This is a genomic window from Microbacterium sp. AG157, from assembly GCF_003385695.1.
Taxonomy (GTDB): domain Bacteria; phylum Actinomycetota; class Actinomycetes; order Actinomycetales; family Microbacteriaceae; genus Microbacterium; species Microbacterium testaceum.
In genome coordinates this window covers 627,700-650,279 of sequence record NZ_QRDK01000001.1, presented here as the reverse complement: position 1 = coordinate 650,279, position 22,580 = coordinate 627,700, and the positions used below count along the sequence as shown (strand labels likewise).

19 protein-coding genes and 1 riboswitch are annotated in these 22,580 nt (G+C 70.2%); of the genes, 9 read left to right on the top strand and 10 right to left on the bottom strand.

Features of this window, described 5'->3' with window-relative positions:
• Positions 1-320 precede the first annotated feature (320 nt).
• Positions 321-842, bottom strand: coding sequence for a DUF1697 domain-containing protein (locus DEU35_RS03070; protein ID WP_103206605.1), 522 nt, complete (start codon positions 840-842; stop codon positions 321-323).
• A gap of 53 nt (positions 843-895) precedes the next feature.
• A complete protein-coding gene (locus DEU35_RS03065) occupies positions 896-2,323 on the bottom strand; it encodes an NAD(P)/FAD-dependent oxidoreductase (RefSeq protein ID WP_116238895.1) in 1,428 nt (475 codons plus the stop codon).
• Positions 2,324-2,466: 143 nt separating this feature from the next.
• Between DEU35_RS03065 and DEU35_RS03060 the strand changes: the two genes are divergently transcribed.
• The 4 genes from DEU35_RS03060 to DEU35_RS03045 all read left to right on the top strand — a co-directional run bounded on the left by DEU35_RS03060 (position 2,467) and on the right by DEU35_RS03045 (position 8,546).
• Complete coding sequence (locus DEU35_RS03060) at positions 2,467-4,074, top strand: AlkA N-terminal domain-containing protein (protein ID WP_116238896.1); 1,608 nt, start codon at positions 2,467-2,469, stop codon at positions 4,072-4,074.
• A complete protein-coding gene (locus DEU35_RS03055; RefSeq protein WP_116238574.1) occupies positions 4,071-4,568 on the top strand; it encodes a methylated-DNA--[protein]-cysteine S-methyltransferase in 498 nt (165 codons plus the stop codon). Before DEU35_RS03060 ends, DEU35_RS03055 begins: the two co-directional genes overlap by 4 nt.
• A 298-nt stretch (positions 4,569-4,866) precedes the next feature.
• The gene (locus DEU35_RS03050; RefSeq protein ID WP_116238573.1) at positions 4,867-6,732 is read left to right on the top strand and encodes an ABC transporter ATP-binding protein; all 1,866 of its coding nucleotides are present in this window, start codon (positions 4,867-4,869) and stop codon (positions 6,730-6,732) included.
• Positions 6,729-8,546, top strand: coding sequence for an ABC transporter ATP-binding protein (locus DEU35_RS03045; RefSeq protein ID WP_103206602.1), 1,818 nt, complete (start codon positions 6,729-6,731; stop codon positions 8,544-8,546). The genes DEU35_RS03050 and DEU35_RS03045 overlap by 4 nt, the downstream gene beginning before the upstream one ends.
• Before the next feature lie 368 nt (positions 8,547-8,914).
• Here DEU35_RS03045 and DEU35_RS03040 read toward each other — a convergent pair whose 3' ends face one another.
• Both DEU35_RS03040 and DEU35_RS03035 read right to left on the bottom strand, forming a co-directional pair.
• On the bottom strand, positions 8,915-9,751 hold the full coding sequence (locus DEU35_RS03040; protein ID WP_116238572.1) for a DUF559 domain-containing protein: 837 nt from the start codon (positions 9,749-9,751) through the stop codon (positions 8,915-8,917).
• Positions 9,752-9,982: 231 nt separating this feature from the next.
• Complete coding sequence (locus tag DEU35_RS03035; RefSeq protein WP_116238571.1) at positions 9,983-10,435, bottom strand: GNAT family N-acetyltransferase; 453 nt, start codon at positions 10,433-10,435, stop codon at positions 9,983-9,985.
• 87 nt (positions 10,436-10,522) lie between these two features.
• Between DEU35_RS03035 and DEU35_RS03030 the strand changes: the two genes are divergently transcribed.
• A complete protein-coding gene (locus DEU35_RS03030) occupies positions 10,523-11,056 on the top strand; it encodes a hypothetical protein (RefSeq protein WP_147301818.1) in 534 nt (177 codons plus the stop codon).
• 114 nt (positions 11,057-11,170) lie between these two features.
• A complete protein-coding gene (locus tag DEU35_RS03025; protein ID WP_116238569.1) occupies positions 11,171-13,390 on the top strand; it encodes an NADP-dependent isocitrate dehydrogenase in 2,220 nt (739 codons plus the stop codon).
• Between the two features lie 224 nt (positions 13,391-13,614).
• On the opposite strand, the gene DEU35_RS03020 is transcribed toward DEU35_RS03025, so the two are convergent.
• From DEU35_RS03020 to DEU35_RS03010, 3 genes are all read right to left on the bottom strand, one after another.
• The gene (locus DEU35_RS03020) at positions 13,615-15,015 is read right to left on the bottom strand and encodes a L,D-transpeptidase family protein (RefSeq protein ID WP_103206597.1); all 1,401 of its coding nucleotides are present in this window, start codon (positions 15,013-15,015) and stop codon (positions 13,615-13,617) included.
• A 129-nt stretch (positions 15,016-15,144) separates the two neighbouring features.
• A complete protein-coding gene (locus DEU35_RS03015; protein WP_116238568.1) occupies positions 15,145-16,560 on the bottom strand; it encodes an FAD-binding oxidoreductase in 1,416 nt (471 codons plus the stop codon).
• The gene (locus DEU35_RS03010; RefSeq protein ID WP_246077934.1) at positions 16,557-16,943 is read right to left on the bottom strand and encodes a YrdB family protein; all 387 of its coding nucleotides are present in this window, start codon (positions 16,941-16,943) and stop codon (positions 16,557-16,559) included. Before DEU35_RS03010 ends, DEU35_RS03015 begins: the two co-directional genes overlap by 4 nt.
• A 137-nt stretch (positions 16,944-17,080) precedes the next feature.
• Positions 17,081-17,166: riboswitch (ZMP/ZTP riboswitch) on the top strand.
• A 57-nt stretch (positions 17,167-17,223) separates the two neighbouring features.
• Between DEU35_RS03010 and glyA the strand changes: the two genes are divergently transcribed.
• From glyA to DEU35_RS02995, 3 genes are all read left to right on the top strand, one after another.
• The gene (glyA, locus tag DEU35_RS03005) at positions 17,224-18,498 is read left to right on the top strand and encodes a serine hydroxymethyltransferase (protein WP_103206595.1); all 1,275 of its coding nucleotides are present in this window, start codon (positions 17,224-17,226) and stop codon (positions 18,496-18,498) included.
• Between the two features lie 402 nt (positions 18,499-18,900).
• Positions 18,901-19,785, top strand: a complete 885-nt coding sequence (locus tag DEU35_RS03000; protein WP_116238567.1) for a bifunctional methylenetetrahydrofolate dehydrogenase/methenyltetrahydrofolate cyclohydrolase — start codon at positions 18,901-18,903, stop codon at positions 19,783-19,785.
• A gap of 90 nt (positions 19,786-19,875) precedes the next feature.
• A complete protein-coding gene (locus DEU35_RS02995) occupies positions 19,876-20,364 on the top strand; it encodes a cytochrome C5 (RefSeq protein ID WP_116238566.1) in 489 nt (162 codons plus the stop codon).
• Positions 20,365-20,412: 48 nt separating this feature from the next.
• Here the strand turns inward: DEU35_RS02995 and DEU35_RS02990 are convergent, their stop codons facing one another.
• The 3 genes from DEU35_RS02990 to hxlB form a co-directional block, all read right to left on the bottom strand.
• Positions 20,413-21,144 carry a DUF6882 domain-containing protein gene (locus DEU35_RS02990; protein WP_103206592.1) on the bottom strand — a complete coding sequence of 244 codons (732 nt, stop codon included), beginning with the start codon at positions 21,142-21,144 and terminating at the stop codon, positions 20,413-20,415.
• Between the two features lie 123 nt (positions 21,145-21,267).
• On the bottom strand, positions 21,268-21,891 hold the full coding sequence (gene hxlA, locus DEU35_RS02985) for a 3-hexulose-6-phosphate synthase (RefSeq protein ID WP_103206591.1): 624 nt from the start codon (positions 21,889-21,891) through the stop codon (positions 21,268-21,270).
• A gap of 29 nt (positions 21,892-21,920) precedes the next feature.
• The gene (hxlB, locus tag DEU35_RS02980; RefSeq protein WP_116238565.1) at positions 21,921-22,493 is read right to left on the bottom strand and encodes a 6-phospho-3-hexuloisomerase; all 573 of its coding nucleotides are present in this window, start codon (positions 22,491-22,493) and stop codon (positions 21,921-21,923) included.
• Between the last annotated feature and the right edge of the window lie 87 nt (positions 22,494-22,580).

Sequence of the window (22,580 nt, the reverse complement as noted above, 5' to 3'; positions counted from 1 at the left end):
TGGGCGGGGCGCGCGTGCAGGGGTGGGGCGCGTGTGCGGGGCCGGGGCGCGCGTGCAGGGGCGGGGCGCGTGTGCGGGGCCGGGGCGCGCGTGCGGGGGCGGGGCGCGTGTGCGGGGTTCTCCGAGCTGTCGAGGAGGCTGGGCGTCCGGATACTCACGCATAAACGCTGATCGCGCGCATAAACGCGATGACCACGCGTTTATGCGCGCGATCAGCGTTTATGGCAGCGCGGCGGCGGGCGCGAGGGACGGCCCAGGCAGGAGCGCGATGACGGGGCAGACCGCCGGGGCGGGGAGAGCTCCGCCCGCGTCTCGCTGCGTCAGGCGCTCATCGCGACGAGCGTGGCCACCGTGTTCGCGTTGCGCGCGGTGCCCGTCACGCCGAGGCGTTTCTCGAACCAGCCGGCCTGCAGCTTCGAGCCGCCGATGCCCTCGGGATACCGCACGAACACCTCGCAGCCGTCGAGCACCGCCTCTTCAGGAAAGTCCGCCGGCACATCGAGCGACGCTCCCGGGGCCGGGGGGTCGGCGAGGAACACCGTCTGCACCCACCGTCCTTCGGCGGCATCGGCGAAAGGGTTCCGAGCGTGCGCGTCCGCGAGCTCGGCATGGGTGCGCACGATGACCGGGAGATCGAACCCGAAGGCCTCGCGCACGGCGCCGCGCACCCGATCCGCGACCTCGCGGGGGGAGCGTCCGCCGTCGTCGAGCACGACATTGCCGGCCACCTGGAGCGTGTCGACCTCACCCAGACCCGCGGATGCCAACACCTCGCGCAGCGCGGACATCTTCAGTGCCGTGGGGCCGCCGACACCGCGGAGGAAGGCGACGGTGCGGGACATGAGGTGACTCTACGCCGTTGCCGCGCGGGCACCTCGGGTGCGAATGCCCCGTCTCACGCGGAATCGCGCCCGAGCGTCTCGAGCAGGCGCAGCCACACCTCGCTGACGGTCGGATACGAGGGCACCGCGTGCCAGAGCCGCTTCACCGGCACCTCGCCGACGATCGCCACCGTGGCGGAGTGCAGGAGTTCGGCGATGTCGGGCCCGACGAAGGTGGCGCCGACCAGCACGCCCCGGTCGAGATCGACGATCGCGCGGGCCTTGCCGACGTAGGCGTCGGACTGCTCGCTCGACCCGGCGATGCTCGCGAGGTCGTAGTCGAGCACCTTGGCGTTCAGCCCCTTCTCTTCCGCCTGCTTCGCGGTGAGACCCACCGACGCCACTTCGGGATCGGTGAACGTCACCTGCGGGACGGCGTCGTGGTCGGCGGTGGCGACGTGAGCGCCCCAGGGAGCGTCGTCGACCTCGTCGCCCTTCGCACGAGCCGCGATGACGTCTCCCGCAGCGCGGGCCTGGTACTTGCCCTGGTGGGTCAGCAGCGCGCGGTGGTTGACGTCGCCGACCGCATAGAGCCAGTCGAACCCGCGGACCAGGAGGGTGTCGTCCACATCGAGCCAGTCTCCGGCGGTCAGGCCCACGGCATCCAGCCCCAGGTCCTGCGTACGGGGCGTGCGACCGATCGCGACGAGCACCTCGTCGGCCGTGACCGCCGTGCCGTCGGAGAGCTCGAGCGTGACGCGGCCATCGTCGTCGCGGCGCGCGGAGGTTGTGTCGACGCCCGTCTTGACCGTGACCCCGCGGTCGCGGAGGGAGTCGGCCACGAGTTCGCCGGCGAACGGCTCGTTGCCGCCGAGAAGGCCCGAGCGCGCGACGATGGTGACCGCGGAGCCGAGGCTCTGGAACGCGGTCGCCATCTCGGCACCGACGACTCCGCCGCCGATGATCGCGAGAGATGCGGGGATCTGCTCGACCGCGGTGGCTTCGCGGCTGGTCCATGGCGAGGTGTCGGCCAGGCCCGGGATGTCGGGCAGGAGCGCCGCCGACCCGGTGCACACGGCGACCGCGTGGCGCGCGACGAGGTCGGTGGTCGAGCCGTCGTCGGCGGTGACGCGCACGGTCTTCTCTCCGGTGAGTCTGCCGTGTCCGCGGACGAGGTCGATGCCCGCGCCCTGCAGCCACTCGACCTGACCGGAGTCGTCGTAGTGGCTGGTCATGGTGTCGCGTCGACGCAGCACCGCGGCGACGTCGAGGTCGCCGGTGACGGCCTGCGTGGCGCCGTCGACGTCGCGAGCGGCGCGGAGGGCGGCGGCGCTGCGCAGCAGAGCCTTCGAGGGCATGCACGCCCAGTACGAGCACTCGCCCCCGACGAGTTCGGACTCGACGATGGCCGCCGTGAGACCCGCTTGCACGGCTCGGTCGGCCACGTTCTCGCCGACGGGGCCGGCGCCGATGACGATGAGGTCGTATTCGCGTTCGCTCATGGTGCTCACGCTACCGACGACCTCCGACATCGCACGGGGGTTGCGCCTCGACGGGGCGAGCAGGACGGATGGTCGAAACGGGACCCACGGCCGTGTCCGATTTCCGCCAGCCGATGTCGGAGGTCGATGGCAGGGTGGATGCCATGACCACCACCGTCTCCGAGCTTCCGGGCTTCGCCGAGCGCTATCGCGTGATCCAATCGCGCGACCGCCGCTTCGACGGGCAGTTCGTCACCGCGGTCCGGTCCACGCGCATCTACTGTCGTCCGAGCTGCCCCGCGCGCACGCCCAAAGAAGAGAACGTCACGTTCTACGCCACCTCGGCGGCCGCGCACGAAGCGGGTTACCGCGCCTGCAAGAGGTGTCTGCCCGAGGCTGCCCCCGGTTCGCCCCTGTGGGACGTCCGCGGTGACGTCGTGGCGCGCGCCATGCGTCTCATCGCCGACGGCGTCGTCGATCGCGAAGGGGTTCCGGGACTCGCCCGCCGATTGGGCTATTCCTCGCGTCATCTCACGCGCCTGCTCACCGCGGAGCTGGGGGCCGGTCCTCTCTCCCTCGCCCGTGCCCACCGGGCCCACACGGCCCGCGCGTTGCTCGTCGGCACCGATCTGTCGTCGGCTGACGTCGCTTTCTCGGCCGGGTTCTCGAGCGTCCGACAGTTCACCGACACCATCGGGGAGGTGTTCGGCATGCCGCCGCGCGACCTCCGCGCGCGGCGCTCGCCCGACTCGGGAGTCGAAGCCTCGGCGGGCGAGATCGACCTCGCTCTCCCCGTTCGCGGCCCCATCGACACGATCGGTCTGTTCGGATGGATGAGGGCCCACGCGATCCCCGGTGTCGAAGAGGGCGACGACCGTTCGTTCGCGCGGGTCGCGCGTCTTCCGGCGGGGCCGGCGTGGTTCGAGGTGCGCCTCGCCGACGACGGACGTCTCCGCCTGCGCGCCCGGCTTTCAGCGCTGGCCGACCTGGGTACTCTCATCGCCCGGGTCCGGCGGCTGTTCGACCTCGACGCCGATCCGCTCGCGATCGACGAGGCCCTCGCCCGGCATCCCGAGCTCGCCCCCGCCGTCGCCGCGATTCCGGGCGTCAGGGTGCCCGGGGCGATCGATTCCGGCGAGATGCTGCTCCGCGCCATGATCGGGCAGCAGATCAGCGTCGCCTCGGCTCGGACGATGCAGGGGCGTTTGACCGCCGAACTCGGCGAGCAGACCGCCGTCGGTCCCCGGCCGTTCACGCTCTTCCCCTCGCCTGCCCTGATCGCCGAGCGCGGGCTCGAAGTCTTGCGTGGCCCCGCCGCACGCATGCGGGCGATCGTCGAGACCGCGGCGGCACTGGCCGACGGCAGCCTCGAGCTCGGCGCCGGCGATGACGGCGCCGAGCAACGGGAGCGGCTCCTGTCGATGCGGGGGATCGGTCCGTGGACCGCCGACTACGTGCGGATGCGCGTGCTCGGCGATCCGGACGTCCTCCTCCCCGGAGACGTGGCGGCCCGCGCCGGTGCGGCGGCCCTCGGCCTGCCCTCCGATCCGGCAGGTTTCACGAGCTGGTCCCAGCGACTGGCTCCGTGGCGCAGTTACGCGATGGCGCACTACTGGTACGCCGCACCGGTGACGCAGGCCTGGCGCGCGCCGGCGGAGTCCGCGGCGGTGGTCTCCGCGGCGCCGGCCCGCCGGCGAGGCCCCCGCCTCCGCGCCGACATCGTCCTGCCCTCCTCACCCGCCCCCGAGACAGAGAGCGAGAACCTCGCATGACCGCTGCCACCCTCCAGTTCGTCGAGACCCCCGACGGGCCGTTCGCGATCCTCGCCGATGAGGCCGATCGGGTGCTCGTGTCCGGCTGGACCGACGACACCGAGGCCGTCCTTGCGCGACTTCGCCCCGAACGGCGTCCCACCGACATTCGCGCGGGCGACACTTCGGCGGCCGAGGCCGTGCGCAGGTACTACGGCGGCGACGTCGCCGCGATCGACTCCGTGGTGGTCTCGCAGTGGGGGACGCCCCTCCAGCTCGCCGGGTGGGAGGCGCTGCGCGCGATCGCGGTGGGCACGCCCCTCACCTACACGGGCTTCGCCGCGGCGCTCGGCTCGCCGTCGGCCGTGCGGGCAGCGGCTTCCATCTGCGCCCGAAACGCGGTGGCGCTCTTCGTGCCCTGTCACCGCGTGCTGCGTGGCGACGGGACGATGGGCGGTTTCGCCTGGGGCACGCATGTCAAAGAAAGCTTGCTGGAACGCGAATCCGCCGTCTGATCGGCCCGTCGTCACAAGACGCTCTTGCCTCCAGCGTTTTCTCAGGGATATTCTGGAGGGCTGCCGTCCCCCCGCGGAAGCTTCACCGAACAAGGAGGATGCCATGGACCAGATCGACGCCCCCGTCGCACCGGTTGCCGCCGCGCCCTCCGCCGCTGCACGACTCGGCCGACGCCCCTAGGGCTCCGCGTCCGCGCTCCGGCGCTCCGCTCCGCCCCGATCGACGAATGTCGTCGCGCCCCCCCGGGCATCCCTTTCCGCGCCCGATCCCGGCGCCCGCTTCGACCCCACGAGGATCATGACTCCCTCTTCGCCTCCGCCCCGTCTTTCGACACCGCGCGCGCTCGCGCGGCTTCTCCCCATCGCCCGGCCGGTGCTCCCGCGTCTCATCGCGGGTGCCGTGACCGCCCTCATTGCGAGCCTCCTGGCGCTCGCGATCCCGCTGGTTCTCGAGCAGATCGTCGCCGGCCCCATCGCCTCGCTCGATCCCGCTGCCCTGGTGTGGGGGTCGCTCGCCGTGCTCGCGCTCGGTCTCGCCGAGGCCGCGATGGTGTGGCTGCGGCGCTGGTTCGTGCTCGCGCCGGCGACCAAGGTCGAATACGACCTCCGCCAGTCCTTCTACTCGCGCTTGCAGCGCCTGCCGGTCGCGTTCCACGACCGGTGGCAATCCGGTCAGTTGCTCTCGCGCATGATGCAGGACATCAGCATGCTCCGCCGCTGGCTGGCCTTCGGCGTCATCCTCCTCGTCGTCAACATGCTGACGATCGCCATCGGCGCCGTCCTGCTCTTCCGCTGGCACTGGCTGCTCGGCGCGCTGTTCCTCGTCACCTCGGCGCCCGTGATCTATGTCGGATTCCGCTTCGAGAAGCGCTACGGCGCGCTGACCCGCCAGAGCCAGGACCAGGCCGGAGACCTCGCCACGTCCGTGGAAGAGAGCGTCCACGGTATTCGCGTCCTCAAGGCTTTCGGCCGCGGTGCGCACGCCCTGAAGAAGTTCACCCGCCAGGCGGAGTCGCTGCGCGAGACCGAGATCGACAAGGCCCGCGCGGTCGGATGGATCTGGTTCTGGCTGGTGCTGCTGCCCGACATCGCATTCGCGGTCTGCCTGGGCGCGGGCATCGTCCTGACGCAGCTGGGTCAGCTGCAGGTGCCGGAGCTCGTCGCGTTCTTCGCGATGGCGACCGTGCTGCGGTGGCCGATGGAGTCGATCGGCTTCCTCTTCTCGTTCCTGCTCGACGCGCGCACGGCGACCGACCGCATCTTCGAGGTGTTCGACGAGCAGAACACCATCGTCGATCCCGAGAACCCGCGCAGCATCGGTGAACCCCGCGGGGAGCTCACCTTCGAGAACGCCCATTTCCGGTACCAGGATGCCGCGGACACCGAGCGCGACCTGCTCGACGGAGTCGACCTGGTGCTGCACCCGGGCGAGACGATGGCGCTCGTGGGCCTGACAGGTTCGGGCAAGACGACGCTGACGACCCTCCCCGGCCGCCTGTACGACGTCACCGGCGGACGCGTGCTGATCGACGGCGTCGATGTGCGCGACCTCACGCTCGCCGAACTGCGGCGTCACGTCGGTATGGCGTTCGAAGACGCGACGCTGTTCTCGCAGACTGTGCGCGACAACGTGCTGCTGGGTCGAGAAGACCTGACGCCCGGTTCGGACGAAGCCGACGAGATCCTGCGCGAAGCACTGCAGGTCGCCCAGGCCCAGTTCGTCTACGACCTGCCCGACGGACTCGACACCGTCATCGGTGAAGAGGGGCTCAGCCTCTCCGGCGGACAGCGTCAGCGTCTCGCCCTCGCGCGTGCCGTCGCCGCGCGCCCGGCCGTGCTCGTGCTCGACGATCCGCTGTCGGCTCTCGATGTCGACACCGAGGCGCTCGTCGAGGACGCCCTGCGAGAGGTCCTCAGCGAGACGACCGCCCTGGTCGTCGCGCACCGCCCGTCGACGGTCACCCTCGCCGACCGGGTCGCCCTTCTGGAAGAGGGGCGCATCACCGCGGTCGGCACGCACTCCGATCTGCTGCGCGAAAGCGACCACTACCGTTACGTGATCTCGAGTCTCGAAGAGGCCGAACAGGCCGAACGCGAAGCCCGCACCGGGGCCATCCCCGTCATCACCGACGATGCCCTCGCCGATAAGGAGGCGACCCGATGAGCACCGCCACCGTCTCCGGAACCAGCGGCGAAGACCGCTCCGATTACACGCGCGATGAGAGCCGGTCGATCCGCCAGCGTTCGCTGCGCCTCCTCGGCACGCTCGTGTCCCCCCTGCGCTGGCAGCTCGTCCTGGCCGGTGCCGTTCTCGTCGTGTCGACCGCTCTGCGCGTCGCCGGGCCCGCGCTGATCGCCTTCGGCATCGACAACGCCCTGCCGGCCGTCATCGAGCGATCGGACTGGATGCCGACCATCGGCGTCGTCGGCGTGTACCTGCTCGCGGGCATCGGCGGTGCCGTCCTCATCGGGTGGTACGTGGTCGTCGCTGCGCGCCTCACCCAGGCCGTCATGCTCGACCTCCGCAAGCGCATCTTCCTGCACACGCAGAAGCTGAGCCTCGAGTTCCACGAGTCCTACACCTCGGGCCGCATCATCTCGCGTCAGACGAGCGACCTCGACACGATCCGCGAGTTGCTCGACGGCGGTCTGAACGAACTCGTCTCGGGTGTCCTCTACGGACTGTTCACCCTCGGCGCCCTGTTCCTCATCGACTGGCAGTCGGGTCTGATCCTGACCGTCATGGGGATCCCGATGTACCTGCTCATGCGTTGGTTCTACTCGCGCTCGCAGGTCATCTACCGCGAATCGCGCGTGATCAGCGCGCAGGTGATCGTGAAGTTCGTCGAGTCGATGACCGGCATCCGCGCCGTCAAGGCGTTCCGCAAAGAACCCCGCAACGACCAGGAGTTCGGCAAGCTCGCCGCCGACTACCGCGACGTCAACATGCGCTCGATCAAGCTCTTCGGCACCTTCGAGCCCGGGATCATGGCGGTCGCCGCGGTCTCGGTCGCCGTCGTTCTGCTCTGGGGCGGCGGCCGTGTGATCGCCGGGCCCCTCGAGATCGGCGTGCTCACCGCGGCGGTGCTGTATGTGCGCAACTTCTTCTCGCCTCTGCAGGAAGTCGCCTTCTTCCTCAACTCCTACCAATCGGCGACAGCGGCGCTCGAGAAGGTCTCGGGGGTTCTGGAAGAGGAGCCGACGGTTCCCGACCCGACCGACCCCGTCGACCTGTGGACCGCGAAGGGCCACGTGCGCTTCGACGATGTGACCTTCGGGTACTCCGACGACCGCGTCATCCTGCCGCACTTCTCGCTCGACCTCCCGGCCGGGCAGACGGTCGCCCTCGTCGGTACGACGGGTGCCGGAAAATCGACGCTGGCGAAGCTGGTCTCGCGGTTCTACGACCCCTCGAAGGGGGCCGTGACCCTCGACGACGTCGACCTGCGCCGTCTGCACCCGAAAGATCTGCGTCGCGCGATCGTCATGGTCACGCAGGAGGCCTACCTGTTCAGCGGAACCGTGGCCGACAACATCGCCCTCGGAAAGCCCGATGCCACGATGGACGAGATCCGCGCCGCCGCCCGCGCTGTGGGGGCCGACGCGTTCATCTCGAAGCTGCCCGACGGCTACGACACCGACGTGAACAAGCGCGGTGGCCGCGTCTCGGCGGGTCAGCGTCAGCTGATCTCGTTCGCCCGCGCGTTCCTGGCAGACCCGGCCGTTCTGATCCTCGACGAGGCCACGGCTTCGCTCGACATCCCGAGCGAGCGCCAGATCCAGAACGCGCTGCAGACGCTCCTCGCCGACCGCACGGCCATCATCATCGCCCACCGCCTGTCCACGGTGGCGATCGCCGACCGCGTCCTGGTGATGGAGCACGGCCGCATCATCGAGGACGACACTCCCGCCGCGCTCATCGCGGGGACGGGCAAGTTCGCCCAACTGCACGCCGCCTGGCGCGAGTCCCTCGTCTGACCGGCAGTGCACACCGGATGCCACGTTCCCTCGGGGGCGTGGCATCCGTGTTCCTGCGGGCCCACCGGGGGCCGCCCCGCCGTCCGGGTCGCCAGCGGATTCGGACGAGTGCAGGGGATTCGGATGCAATGCTGATTCTGCCCCGAATCCGTTGCTTGGCGCCGAATCTGTTCGCGTGCATGGGGTGATCCCGCCGGCCGCGGAGCGGCGCGGGGCCTGCTCGCACTTCGCACGGCCGCACGCCGCGCGGGCAACGAATTCGGAGGTTTGCACCAGATTCGGATCGGCAGACCCGAAGCGTCCGAATCCGTTGCACTCATCCGCATCCGTTGGCCTCCGCGAGACGGGGTGGTGCCGCTTCCTCCCGGTCATCGCGCGAGATGCAGCCCCTGAGCGATCACCGTCGAGAGCGTGCGCTCCACGCTGGCCCAGTCCGTCACCACGTCGCGATAGCTGAAGCGCAGCACGGTGTAGCCGCGGGCGATCAACTCGCGATCGTGGGCGAGATCGCGCTGCCGGTCCTGAGGAGTCGAGTGATAGGCGAAACCGTCGAGCTGAACGACGAGACGGTCACCGATCAGAACATCGACGCGGTGGCCAGCGATGAGCACCTGCTGGCGCACCGACACGCCCCAGGGGGACAGGCGCACCACGAAGATCGTCTCGAGCCCGGAGTCCGACCGCCCCGTCGCGATGGAGGCCAATCGCCTCGATGCGGGAGTCCGCCATGACATCTTCGCGACGGCGTCGGGGTGCAGGCGTTCGTGCCGCAGCGCCGATTCCCACACGATCAGGGCCTGCTCGAACGGAAGACAGCTTGCGACGTGCTCGAGACAGTCGGGAACCGACTCGATGAGGTGATGTGCGGGCAACGGCACGAGAGGAGCCGACCAGTGCGTGACGACGTGCGCCGGTGGAGCGTGGCCGTCAGGTTTCACCGCGACGTGAAGCGACGAATCGACTCCCTCGGGGATCCACCAGCCACGCACGGAGGCGGCGCTGACGCATGCGAGCCTGCCGGAAGCCTGGGCGGCGCCGACGAGAGCGGCGGGGGCGTTCTTCGTCGTAACCCAGTATCGCCTGACTCGGTCGACCTCGCCCCGCGTGATGGTTGCGCGCAGTCGACTGGCCGGGATCCCGGCATCCAGGATCTGCTGACGGTGCACGATGCCGCCGCGCGCTGTCACCCACTCGGCGATGTCCATGCGCCCACCCTGCTCCACCGAGCAGAGGAGGATGCGCCGAGCCGGGGCAGATGTGCAGGGGACCGTCGATCCGCATCCTGGGGAGGAGGAGTGGCGATTAAACAGAATCGGATCGCTACAACAGATACGGACGACGAAGCCGATACAGATCCGAATCTGTTGCCTGAATCCGAATCTGTTGCAACGCCAACGCAGCGCCGCGCAAACCCGACGCCGCGCCCGCGCCGGGTTCTACACCCGTGCGCGGGCGATGACCTCGCCGTACTCCGTCTCGCCGACGGGCTCGAACCCCACGCGCTGGAAGAAGGCCTCGGGGCCGCCGACGCCGGGCTCGTAGATGACGTCGACGTGGTCCATGCCGCGCCCGCGGGCCTCTTCGAGCACGGCGGCGATGGCGTAGCTGCCGACACCGCGACCCTGCTCGTCGGCGTCGACGTTGATGCGCCACAGCACCGAGCGGAAGTGCTCCTCGTGCGCCTCGGGGTCGAAGTTCGCGCTGACGAAGCCGACGACCTCGTCGCCGTCGAGCACGACGCGCTGCCACGACGTCTGCGGGTTGCTGACGGTCGCGGCGATCCCGTAGCTGACCGGAGCGAGGAACTGCTCCTGCCCGGGCTTGAGCGACAGGGTGTTCACGGCCACGATCGTGGCGGCGGACAGTTCGACGAGACGCAGGTCAGCCATGGGCCCAGGCTACCGGCACCGCCACCCCGCCCCCAAGATCGCATGCCGTCGCATGCGGTTCTCGTCGCTGCTGCATACGCTGGGCGGGTGCACGATGCCGACCGGCCACCGGGAGCGTCCGAGACGAGTGCGGCGCGCCACCGGATCGCCCTCTCCTGCACGGTGCACGTATCGCAGGACGTTCAGGACGCCGCTCGGCGGGCGTTCGAACAGGCTCTGCAGCGCGCACATCTGCATCCCGCACCGGAGCGAGCGGCGCGCGCGAACCCGAGTGCGACGGGGGAGGCCCTCAGCGTCTACGAGCGTGGCGGCGCCGTCGCCGACGCGCTCTTCACCGGGACCGGTCTCTCCCTGCTGACCACCCGTGTCGGCCCCCTGTCGATGAAGGCGGTCGTCGTCCTCACCACCCGAACGGCGGACGATCAGTGCCGCGTCATCGTGTCGATGGTGGTCGGCGACGAGGTGGCGCCGGAGATCGCCCGAGAGATGGATGCCGCCATCGACGATCTCGTCGCTCGCGGCATCGTCGTCGAGGGCCCCGGCTGGGCGCGGGCGGTCGACGTCCCCCGCGAGAGCCTGGGGCACCCGCAGACCGCGCGAGAGCACGGCATCCGGGGGTGAGAAATCCTCTCCAGACGGCGGAGGGATGCCGAGAACTATCTCGACATCAAGAGACTTTGCCCACGTGCGATAGGCTGAAACGCAACCCTGGCCGCCTCTACGGAGAGATCTGACGTGCCCGATTCCACCATCATTTACACGTACACCGACGAGGCGCCGGCTCTCGCCACCGCGTCGTTCCTGCCCATCGTGCAGGCCGTCACCAAGCAGGCGGGTGTCGACGTCGAAACCCGCGACATCTCGCTCGCCGGCCGCATCCTCGCGGCCTTCCCGCAGCGCCTCACGCCCGAGCAGCAGGTCGGCGACGCTCTCGCCGAGCTCGGCGGGCTCGCCACGCTCCCCGAAGCGAACATCATCAAGCTGCCGAACATCTCGGCATCCATCCCGCAGCTGAAGGCCGCGATCGCCGAGCTCCAGTCGCAGGGCTACGACATCCCGGACTACCCGGACGAGGCGTCGAGCGTCGAAGACAAAGACGTGCGCGCCCGCTACGACCGCATCAAGGGCTCCGCCGTGAACCCCGTGCTGCGCGAGGGCAACAGCGACCGCCGCGCCCCGCTCGCGGTGAAGAACTACGCCAAGAAGCACCCGCACCGCAACAAGGCGTTCGCCGAGGGCTCGAAGACCCGTGTCGCCACGCTCGGTCACGACGACTTCCGCTCGAACGAGAAGTCGGTCGTCCTCGCCGACGACGACGTGCTCACGATCCAGCACGTGGCCGCCGACGGCACCACGAAGACGCTCAAGGAGGGGCTGAAAGTCCTCCAGGGCGAGATCGTGGATGCCACGTTCCTCTCGGCCGCGGCCCTCGACGCGTTCCTCGCCGACACGCTGGCGCAGGCGAAGGCCGACGACGTGCTCTACTCGGTGCACCTGAAGGCCACGATGATGAAGGTCAGCGACCCGATCATCTTCGGTCACGTGGTGAAGGCGTTCTTCGCCGACGTCTTCGACCGTCACGGCGACGCTCTCGCGGCGGCGGGGCTCACCCCCAACGACGGCCTCGGCTCGATCCTCGCCGGTCTGTCGAACGTCGAGGGCGGCGACGCCATCGCCTCCGAGATCCGTGAGGCCCTGGCATCCGGGCCCCGTCTGTCGTATGTCAACAGCGACAAGGGCATCACGAACCTGCACGTGCCCTCCGACGTCATCGTTGATGCCTCGATGCCCGCGCTCATCCGCAACGGCGGCAAGCTGTGGGGTACCGACGGGGGAGAGGACGACACCCTCGCCGTCATCCCCGACTCGTCGTACGCCGGTGTGTATCAGGCGACCATCGACGACGTCATCGCGAACGGCCCGCTCGACCCGGCCACCATCGGTTCGGTCCCCAACGTGGGCCTCATGGCGCAGGCGGCCGAGGAGTACGGCAGCCACGACAAGACGTTCGAGATCCCGGCCCCCGGCCGCGTCCAGGTCGTCGCCTCGAACGGCGACGTGCTGCTCGAGCACGAGGTCGACGCCGGCGACGTCTGGCGCGCGACCCAGACGAAGGACGTCGCGGTCCGCGACTGGGTGAAGCTCGCCGTCACGCGCGCCCGCGCCGCCGGCGTTCCCGCCGTGTTCTGGCTCGATGAGACCCGCGCGCACGACCGCAACCTCATCGCCAAGGTGCACGAGTACCTCGCCGACCACGACACCGAGGGTCTCACGATCGAGATCCTCGCGCCGGCCGCAGCGACGACCTACTCGCTCGAGCGCATCCGCCGCGGAGAGGACACCATCTCGGTCACCGGCAACGTGCTGCGCGACTATCTGACCGACCTGTTCCCGATCCTCGAGGTGGGCACGAGCGCCAAGATGCTCTCGATCGTTCCGCTGCTCGCGGGCGGCGGCCTGTTCGAGACCGGCGCCGGCGGCTCGGCTCCCAAGCACGTGCAGCAGCTCGTCGAGGAGGACTACCTCCGCTGGGATTCGCTGGGTGAGTTCTTCGCCCTCGCGGCCTCGCTCGAGCACCTCGCCGACACCACGGGCAACGAGCGCGCCCGCGTGCTCGCGCAGACCCTCGACGCCGCGACCGGCACGTTCCTCGAGAACGACAAGTCGCCCGGCCGTGCCCTCGGCACGATCGACAACCGCGGCAGCCACTTCTACCTCGCCCTGTACTGGGCGCAGGAGCTGGCGCAGCAGTCGACGGACGCCGACCTGGCCCGGGTGTTCGCCCCGGTCGCCGAGAAGCTGGAAACGTCGGAGCAGACGATCGTCGCCGAGCTCAACGCCGTCCAGGGGCACCACGCCGAGATCGGCGGGTACTACCGACCGAACGCGGAGCTCGTCGAGAAGGTCATGCGCCCCTCGGCCACGCTGAACGCCGTGGTCGACGCCCTGCGCTGAGCCTGAGAACGGAAGAGGGGCGGATGCCGTTGGCATCCGCCCCTCTTCCGTTCGCGTGAGTGGCCAGAAATCGTCGCCCGGCCCGGCCCCAGGCGACGATTCTTGGCCCCTCACGCGCCACGGGCGCCCCGGGAGCCGGGCCGCTCACGCAGGTACGAGACGCACCGGGGGAAACGAAGAGGGGCGGATGCCGATCGGCATCCGCCCCTCTTGGGGACCCGGGCTCAGTAGTGGACCGAGACCTCGGTGCCGCGGTAGGCCCAGTCGTACAGCTCTTTGGCCTGCGGGATCGTCATGTTGATGCAGCCGTGGCTCATCGGCGTTCCGAAGTTGTTGTGCCAGTAGGTTCCGTGGAAACCCTCGTCGCCGTTGAAGTACGCGACCCAGGGCACGTCCTTGGTGCAGTAGTCGTACCCGGGAACGCAGCCCATGTCCTGCATCGGGGTCTTCCAGCCGATACGGAAATTGCCGGTGTGGGTCGCGTGGTCGCCCGCGCCCGACGAGATCGTGTACGTGCGGTACACCTCGCCGTTCTGCCAGAGCGTCGTGGTCTGCGTGCTGAGGTTGACGTCGATGCGGCGCTCGGTCTTGGTGGTGTCGAACGCCGTCTCGGTGACGGGGAGGGCGTACCGCCCGTTGCCTTCGGCGAGCTGCTTCGCGAAGGCTGCGGCCACTCCGCTGGTGTCGCCGAGCGCGCGGCCGGTCTGGCCCTCGGTGAGGGCCTTGATGACTTCTCCGCCAGTGTCGACGATCACGTCGGCGTTGACGGGGGCGCGGTCGACAGCCCCGGGCAGGCCCGCGACGGCGGATTGGATCGCGGCGGTGTCGGCCGAGATGGCGAAGTCGCCCTTGCCGTCGGGGGTGACGGTGAGCCACGAGGCGGCGGTGGCGCGGTCGACGGGGACGGTGCGCTCTTCGCCGACGTAGAAGCCGACCGAGTCGAGGATGCCGTTGAGCGTGGCGACGGCGGCGCCGGCCTCATCGGTCGAGACGGGGGCGTCGACGGGCACGAGGCTCGCGGTGACGGTCGCGCTGCTCTGACCCGCGTCGAACGCGGACTGCAGGGCCGCGGTCACGGCGGCGACGTCGATGCCTTCGCCGGCTTCGGCGGGGGTGGCGACGTACGCCTGCGAGCCCGCGTCGTACGCGATGGAGGCGTCGACGGGCGCACGGTAGGTGCCGGGGGCGCGGTTCTTCAGCGCGGTGGCGGCCTCGTCGGCGTTCACCTGCACCTGCACGCCGGTGCCCTCGGGGAACCACGAAGCGGGCTTCCACATGGGGTTGTCGGCGAAGGCCTTGTCGGCGAGGGCGGCTGCGTCGACGGTCGCGCCGAGGTCGGCTCCCGTGACGGTGACAGCGCCGGCGGGGGAGTCGACGGTGATGGCGGTCTCGGCCAGGCGGTTCGAGATCGCCTGGGCGGCGGCACCGGCGGTGAGACCGCCGATCTGCACGCCCGCGACCGAGGCTCCGGGAGCGATCAGCACGAGCGAGGCGGCGATGAGAGCCACGGCCGTCGCGCCGGCGGGGATGCCGATCCAGAGGCCGGAACGGTTCTTGCGCTTCGTCGGCTCGGGCGGTGCCCAGGCGTAGGTTGCGCCGTCGGTGCCAGGTGCGCCGTCGGTCATGAGTCAAACCCCCCGATAGTCAGTCTTCCTATGCTACGAGTGGATGTTGCGCATACGCCCTGAGCAATATCACGGTCTGATCACGTCGATGGCGCGACGCGGCCATAACGGCCGAGAACGACGCGGAGGTCAGGGGCCGAAGACCTTGCCCGGGTTCAGGATGCCGAGCGGGTCGAAGGCGTGCGCGATGTCGCGTTGCAGCTTCCACTGGTCGTCGCCCAGCTCGTCGATCAACCAGCGCCGCTTCAGCACGCCGATCCCGTGCTCCCCGGTGAGGGTTCCGCCGAGCGCGAGGGCGGCGCGGAACAGTTCTTCGGCCGCCTCCCAGACCACGGGCGGCACCTCGGGGCCCTCGAAGACGAAGTTCGGGTGCAGGTTGCCGTCGCCGGCGTGCGCGACGGCGGGGATGACGAGTCCGAACTCCCGCTCGATCCGGGCGATCTCGTCGAACATGGCGGGCAGAGCGCTGCGGGGGACCGAGACGTCCTCGATGAGGGTCGTGCCGAGCGTCTCCATCGCGGGATGCATCGCGCGGCGGACGGCCAGCAGCGCCTCGCCCTCGGCGGCGTCCGCGGCCACGGCGACGGCGCCGCCCGCCTCGCGCAGGATCTCGGCGATCGCGGACGCCTCGTCGGCGGCGACGGGGCCGTCGGTCTGGATGGTCAGCTGCGCAGCGCCCTCGGGAGGTGCCGGAAGAGACAGCAGGCGGTGCGCGGCCGCGAGGCTCGTGGCATCCATCAGCTCCATGATCGCGGGCTGCACCCCCGAGGCCGTGACCGCGGCGGATGCGACGGCAGCGGCGCGGACACCGTCGAACAGCGCCGTGAGGGTGACGCGCTCGCCCTCGACGAGGCGGCGGAGCTTGAGGGTGGCGCCCACGACGACCCCGAGGGTCCCCTCGGATCCGATGATGAGGGAGGTGAGGTCGAGTCCGGTGACGCCCTTGACGCTCCGGTGGCCGAAGTGCATGAGGCGCCCGTCGGCGAGGACGACGTCGACGCCCAGTACCGCATCGCGCACGACGCCGTACTTCGCGCAGAGCAGGCCACCGGCGCCCGTGGCGATGTTGCCGCCGACCGTCGAGATGGCCCGGCTCGCGGGATCGGGGGCCCACCACACGCCGTGCGGTTCGAGCAGGGCATTGAGTTCGGCGTTCAGGATGCCGGGTTCGACCACGGCCAACAGGTCGTCGGGGCGGACCTCGAGCACGCGGTCCATGCCGCGCACCGAGAGGCTGATCTCGCCGCCGCCGGTGTTGGCTCCGCCCGCGAGTCCGGTGCCGGCTCCGCGGGGGACGACCGGGGTGCGGGTGGCGGTGGCGATGCGCATCACCGTCTGGACGTCGGCGACGGATACCGCGTGAACGACGGCGAGCGGGGTGCCCTCGGCCGCATGTCCCGACTTGTCGGCGCGGGCCGCCTCGAGGGCGGTGGGGTTGGTGTCGACGCGCGGGCCGAGGTCTGCTCGGAGCAGCGCGAGAGTCTGGTCGGCCGCGCTCCGGGGGCGCACGGACGGCGTAGAGTGCGCCGTCTCGTCCGCCGTCATGCCAGGCGCCGTCGGCCGTTCAGCGCGCCGAGGACGACGGCGACGATCGCGAAGATCAGGCCGATCCAGGCCTGGCCCATGCTCCACCACGCGACGGTGGCGGCGGCGTAGACGAACAGCTCGACGAGCGCCCGCACGAAGGGGTGCACGGCGAGCACGGCCCGCGGCGAGACGAAGAGAGCCCACACGAGGATCGCGAGCGCCGGGGCGCCGATGCCGGCGACGATGTTCCCGGGGAACGGCCAGGCGAGGAAGCCCCAGATGGCCAGCGTCACGAAGGCGAACAGGCCGCAGACGACGCTCGCGATCTCCAGCGCCGACGGCCGGGGGCGCATGCCGGGAGCGAGGGGCGCCTGGGCGCGGACGTTGCGGGAGTCGGTCACTCCCTCATTTTACGCGGGCCCCGGGCTCCGGCATCCGCAATGCCTCGGCGTCGAGTCGACCGCGCGGGCGGGGAGTTCCTGTGGAGGAACGGTGGATGCCGAGATACGCGGAGCCGCGAAGGGTTTACCCGCTAAAGTGGCACCGTCGCGACTGGCGTTGAGGTGGGGAACCACCGGGGAGCGACCGCTTGACGGTATTCGACCGCACGCCTGGGTCGATGCGGTATCTACGCGGGCTCGCCGAGCCCGCGGCATCCGGAACCATCGTCAAGGAGATCGCATGACCGATCCGTACTTCAACGCCCCCCTCTCCGAGGTCGACCCCGAGATCGCCGAGGTCCTCGAGCGCGAGCTCAACCGCCAGCGCGGGTTCCTCGAGATGATCGCCTCCGAGAACTTCGTGCCCGTGTCGGTGCTGCAGTCGCAGGGCTCGGTGCTGACCAACAAGTACGCCGAGGGCTACCCCGGACGTCGCTACTACGGCGGCTGCGAAGAGGTCGACGTCGCCGAGTCGCTCGCGATCGAGCGGGCGAAGACCCTGTTCGGTGCCGAGTTCGCCAACGTCCAGCCGCACTCCGGCGCCTCGGCCAACGCCGCCGTGCTGCACGCGATCGCCCGCCCCGGCGACACGCTGCTCGGTCTCGCCCTCGACCAGGGCGGTCACCTGACCCACGGCATGAAGATCAACTTCTCGGGCCGCCTGTACGACATCGTCGCCTACGGCGTCGACCCCGAGACCAGCATCATCGACATGGACGAGGTGCGCCGCCTCGCCCTCGAGCACAAGCCGAAGGTCATCATCGCCGGCTGGTCGGCCTACCCGCGCCAGCTCGACTTCGCCGCCTTCCGCGCGATCGCCGACGAGGTCGGGGCCCTTCTCTGGGTCGACATGGCGCACTTCGCCGGCCTCGTCGCCGCGGGCGTGCACCCCTCACCCATCCCGCACGCGCACGTCGTGTCGACCACCGTGCACAAGACGATCGGCGGTCCCCGCTCGGGCCTCATCCTGACCAACGACGCCGACCTCGCCAAGAAGATCAACACCGCGGTCTTCCCCGGCCAGCAGGGCGGTCCGCTCATGCACGTCATCGCCGCCAAGGCGACGGCGTTCAAGCTGGCTCTCACGCCGGAGTTCAAGGAGCGCCAGGAGCGCACCCTGCGCGGGGCCTCGATCCTCGCCGACCGCCTCACGCAGGACGACGTCAAGAACGCCGGCATCGCCGTGCGCTCGGGCGGCACCGACGTGCACCTCGTGCTCGTCGACCTGCGCGAAGCCGAGATCGACGGCAAGCAGGCCGAAGACCTGCTGCACGACATCCACATCACGGTCAACCGCAACGCCGTGCCGAACGACCCCCGTCCGCCGATGGTGACCTCGGGCCTGCGCATCGGCACCCCCGCGCTCGCGACCCGTGGCTTCGGCGACACCGAGTTCACCGAGGTGGCCGACATCATCGCGCTCGCGCTGATCCCCGGCGCCGACGTCGAGGCCCTGCGCGCGCGTGTGGCGAAGCTCGCCGAGGCCTTCCCGCTCTACCCCGACCTGCAGCAGTGAGTCCGGCCGGGGCGGGCGTCGCGCGTGCGGCCCCGTCCCGGCATCCGGCCCGTCCGTCCTCACCGGGGCGGGCCTCGGCATCCACCGGCCATCATCGCGACGTCGGGCGCCGAGCCCGGCCGGCCCCCTCCCCGCATAAACGCGATTCGCGCACATAAACGCGGGGAGTGAGCGTTTATGCGACCGAGGAGCGTTTATGCGTGACAGCGGATCTCACCGGGCCGGGGCGCCCGCGGCGACGACCCGGCGGTGTCGGACCGGTGCCCGGCCCGCCCCACCCCCGCATAAACGCGATTCGCGCACATAAACGCGGGGAGAGCGCGTTTCTGCGACCGAACAGCGTTTATGCGTGCGATTCCTCGCCCGCACGACCCCGATCGATACTCAAGAAAGAGGGATGCCATGACGGCGACGATCCTCGACGGTAAGGCCGCGTCGGCGGCGATCAAGGCGGAGCTCGCCGAGCGCGTCGCAGCGCTCCGCGAGAGGGGCGTCGTCCCGGGCATCGCGACGGTCCTCGTCGGTGCCGACCCGGCGTCGCAGCTGTACGTCGGCATGAAGCACAAGCAGTCCGAGGCGATCGGCATGAACTCGATCCAGGTCGAGCTGCCGGCCGAGGCGACCCAGGACGAGGTCGAAGCGGTCATCGACCGCCTCAACGCCGACCCCGCGTGCCACGGCTACATCGTGCAGCTGCCGCTGCCGAAGCACCTCGACACCGACGCGATCCTCGAGCGGATCGATCCGGCGAAGGATGCCGATGGCCTCCACCCCACCAACCTCGGCCGTCTCGTGCTCAACGTCAATGCGCCGATCCACACGCCGCTTCCCTGCACGCCGCGCGGGGTCATCGAGCTGCTGCTGCGCAACGACTACGACCTGAAGGGCAAGGAGGTCGTCGTCGTCGGCCGCGGCGTGACGATCGGTCGCTCGATCGGGCTGCTCCTGACGCGCCGCGAGATCAACGCGACGGTGACCCTCACCCACACCGGCACCGCCGACCTCGCGAAGCACCTGCGCGAGGCCGACGTCATCGTCGCCGCCGCGGGCGTCAAGCACATCGTGCGCGCCGCCGACGTCAAGCCGGGCGCCGCGGTGCTCGACGTGGGTGTCACGCGCGAGACCGATCCCGAGACCGGGAAGTCGCGCGTCTATGGCGACGTGCACCCCGACGTCGCCGAGGTCGCCGGCTTCGTCTCGCCCAACCCGGGCGGAGTCGGCCCCATGACGGTCGCCCTGCTGATGACCAACGTCGTCGAGGCCGCGGAGCGCGCGACCGCCGCCTGACGGTGAACCGCGGCCTGCCGCCGGTTGAACAGACGGAGCGTCGCGCGCAATGGGGAGGCGCGCGTGCCCGCGACGTGGCAAGGTTTTCTCATGACTGAGTCCGTGTTGAACGACCTCCTCCGCCGCGTCACCGAGAGCGGCCTGCTCGAAGACGCCCAGATCGACGAAGACAGCGTCATCGGGTCCGGACACCTCGATGCCGCCGGCGTCGAGGTGGAGGTCGACCTCGACCCCGAGATCGACGAAGACGAAGAGCCGGATCTCGACGCGATCATGAGCAACCTCAAAGACGTGCTCTCGGTCGGTGAGGAGCGCTGGCGCGCGATCGTCGAGGAGATCTCGAGCGACATCGAGGACGCCCTCGACGACGACGAGCTCGATGCCGACGTCGACCTGCGTACCGACCTCGAGGCCATCGGCGTGGGTGTGTTCGCCGACGCGATCATCGTGGTGTTCGCCGGTCAGACGTCGTTCCCCGATGCTCTCGTGCACGTTCAGCTCACGCCCGAGCTCGAGGTCGAAGACATCGAGATCATCGGTGACGACGACGAGGAAGACGACGACGCCGACGAGGACTGACTCCCGTTCGAAAGGGTCGCGCCGTACCGGCGCGGCCCTTTCGCGTTCTCAGGCAGTACCGGCGAGGGAAGCCTTCATCGACGTGACCCGCGCCTGCTCGTCGAAGCCGAAGGTGACCGAGCCGGAGGAATCGGTGACGACGGCGCCCGAGAAGGCGTCGTCGGTCCACGTCATGGTCCACCCGGCCAAGCGCGCGAGGTTCCACACGGCCGCGCGCGGATCGGCGGGCGTCGTGGTCGACATGATGCGCGGCATCCGGATCATCGCCTCGGCGACGGTCGGCGCGGGCAGCGGGGCATCGAGAAGCAGCACCGCGCGTGTGCCGGATTCGCCCGAGGGTGCGGAGTAATACGCCGAGCGGCCGGTGATGTCGACGGCGGCTCCGGCGATCTCGTGCGAGACCTGAGTGATCCAGTCGGCGTCGCCCGGGGCGTCTGCGGGGAACGGCACCTCGGGTGAGGTGAGCTCGGCGATCCCGTGGGCCTCGCCGTAGGCGCGGAGCTGCGCGGCCACACCCTGATCGCCGCCTCCCGCGGGGTGCGCCCACCCCCACAGCACGGAGCGGGGACCGGGGGCGATCGACGCGATGAGGTGCGCGCCGCAGACGAAACGTCGGGTCGGGTCGGTGGTCGACGAGAACGCGAACGTCCCCGTCGCGAGGTCGACGTCCCACCGGTGGTCGCCGAGCTGTTCCGCCGCCTGGCCCAGTGCGTCCTGGCGGAGCGCGGTGAAGAACGAGGCGCGATCGGCGAGAGCCCTGAGAGTCGGAAAAGTCGTCACCGCTCCACGCTAGACCGGTCGCTCGGGATCGCGAGCACGAGAACGAGGACTGGCCCTCGACACGACGACGGGCCGGGCCGGTGATCGCCCAGCCCGTCGTCGATTCGAGGATGTCGGCGGCTCTCAGACGATCGCGGCACGGAGCGCGGCGGCGGCGGCGCCCACATCGGGAGCGCTGTAGATGGCGCTGCCGGCGACGGCGACCTGGGCGCCCGCCTTCTGCACGTCGGCGATGCTCGACGCGTTGACGCCCCCGGCGACCGAGAACGGCACGCCCGAGGCTTCTCCGTCGCGCAGCAGCGTGGTGAAGGTGAAGCCCTCCTCGGCCTGCTCGTCGAGTCCGGCGTGCATCTCGACGAACTCGACGCCGAGGGCGATGACCTCCTTCGCGCGGGCCGGCTTGTCGGCGACCCCGATGAGGTCGACGACCACGCCCTTGCCGTGCTTCTTGGCGGCGGTGACCGCTCCGACGATCGTGCTGTCCCCGGCGCTGCCGAGCACCGTCACGAGGTCTGCTCCGGCGCCGAAGGCGATGTCGGCCTCGAGCTCACCGGCATCCATCGTCTTCAGATCGGCGAAGACGATCTTGTCGGGGTGCGCCTTCTTGATGGCGGTGATGGCCGACAGGCCCTCGCTCTTGATGAGGGGCGTGCCGAGCTCGAGGATGTCGACGTGCGGCGCCGCGGCGGCGGCGAGGTCGAGGGCGGCCTCGGTGGTGAGGGTGTCCATGGCGAACTGCAGCTTCATTCGGGGGTCCTAACTGTCGGGGTGGAGGGTCATTCGAGATTCGCGTGGCGGGGCCACAGGTCGTCGGACGAGAGGCCCGAGCGCTGCCAGAGCGCGTCGAAGATCGCGTCGCCGACGAGCACGACGGCCTGCTCGAACAGGCCGCCGGCGTATTGGGTGGAGGCTGTGCCCGAGCGGTCGAGCTTGGTCGCGGCGGGCACCACGACGACGGCGTCCGCCGCCCGTCCGAGGGGTGAGTCGGGCGCGGTGGTGATCGCCACGATGCGTGCGCCGACCTCGGCGGCCGTCTCGACGGCGCGGACGATTCCGGTCGTCGTCCCCGAGCCGCTGGCGGTGAACAGCACGTCGCCGGCGCGGATCGCGGGTGCGGTGGTCTCGCCGACGACGTGAACCGCGAGGCCGAGGTGCATGAGGCGCATCGCCGTCATCTGCAGGGCGAGGCCCGAGCGGCCGGCGCCGAGGACGAACACGCGGTCGGCACCGCCCAGCACCTCGAGCACGTCGTCCGGGGCTTCGCCGGTCGCGAGGCGGTCGACGACCGAGATCAGCTCACCCGAGATGCGGGAGAGGGATGCCGCGATGCCGGCGTCGGAGGAGGTCATGGCTCCATGCTTCGCCGGGGGAGCGGAGCGCGTGGCCGGTCGACGGCACAGGTCGACCTACCCGATCGGGTAGGTTGCCATCCCTGG

Excerpts from the sequence above, each read along its gene's own strand:
- hxlB (WP_116238565.1), bottom strand. The coding sequence starts at position 22,493 with ATGACCTCCTCCGACGCCGGCATCGCGGCATCCCTCTCCCGCATCTCG.
- DEU35_RS03020 (WP_103206597.1), bottom strand. The coding sequence starts at position 15,015 with ATGACCGACGGCGCACCTGGCACCGACGGCGCAACCTACGCCTGGGCA.
- DEU35_RS03035 (WP_116238571.1), bottom strand. The coding sequence starts at position 10,435 with ATGGCTGACCTGCGTCTCGTCGAACTGTCCGCCGCCACGATCGTGGCC.
- DEU35_RS03065 (WP_116238895.1), bottom strand. The coding sequence starts at position 2,323 with ATGAGCGAACGCGAATACGACCTCATCGTCATCGGCGCCGGCCCCGTC.
- DEU35_RS03040 (WP_116238572.1), bottom strand. The coding sequence starts at position 9,751 with ATGGACATCGCCGAGTGGGTGACAGCGCGCGGCGGCATCGTGCACCGT.
- DEU35_RS03055 (WP_116238574.1), top strand. The coding sequence starts at position 4,071 with ATGACCGCTGCCACCCTCCAGTTCGTCGAGACCCCCGACGGGCCGTTC.
- DEU35_RS03050 (WP_116238573.1), top strand. The coding sequence starts at position 4,867 with ATGACTCCCTCTTCGCCTCCGCCCCGTCTTTCGACACCGCGCGCGCTC.
- glyA (WP_103206595.1), top strand. The coding sequence starts at position 17,224 with ATGACCGATCCGTACTTCAACGCCCCCCTCTCCGAGGTCGACCCCGAG.
- hxlA (WP_103206591.1), bottom strand. The coding sequence starts at position 21,891 with ATGAAGCTGCAGTTCGCCATGGACACCCTCACCACCGAGGCCGCCCTC.
- DEU35_RS03060 (WP_116238896.1), top strand. The coding sequence starts at position 2,467 with ATGACCACCACCGTCTCCGAGCTTCCGGGCTTCGCCGAGCGCTATCGC.
- DEU35_RS02995 (WP_116238566.1), top strand. The coding sequence starts at position 19,876 with ATGACTGAGTCCGTGTTGAACGACCTCCTCCGCCGCGTCACCGAGAGC.
- DEU35_RS03000 (WP_116238567.1), top strand. The coding sequence starts at position 18,901 with ATGACGGCGACGATCCTCGACGGTAAGGCCGCGTCGGCGGCGATCAAG.
- DEU35_RS03070 (WP_103206605.1), bottom strand. The coding sequence starts at position 842 with ATGTCCCGCACCGTCGCCTTCCTCCGCGGTGTCGGCGGCCCCACGGCA.
- DEU35_RS03045 (WP_103206602.1), top strand. The coding sequence starts at position 6,729 with ATGAGCACCGCCACCGTCTCCGGAACCAGCGGCGAAGACCGCTCCGAT.
- DEU35_RS03015 (WP_116238568.1), bottom strand. The coding sequence starts at position 16,560 with ATGACGGCGGACGAGACGGCGCACTCTACGCCGTCCGTGCGCCCCCGG.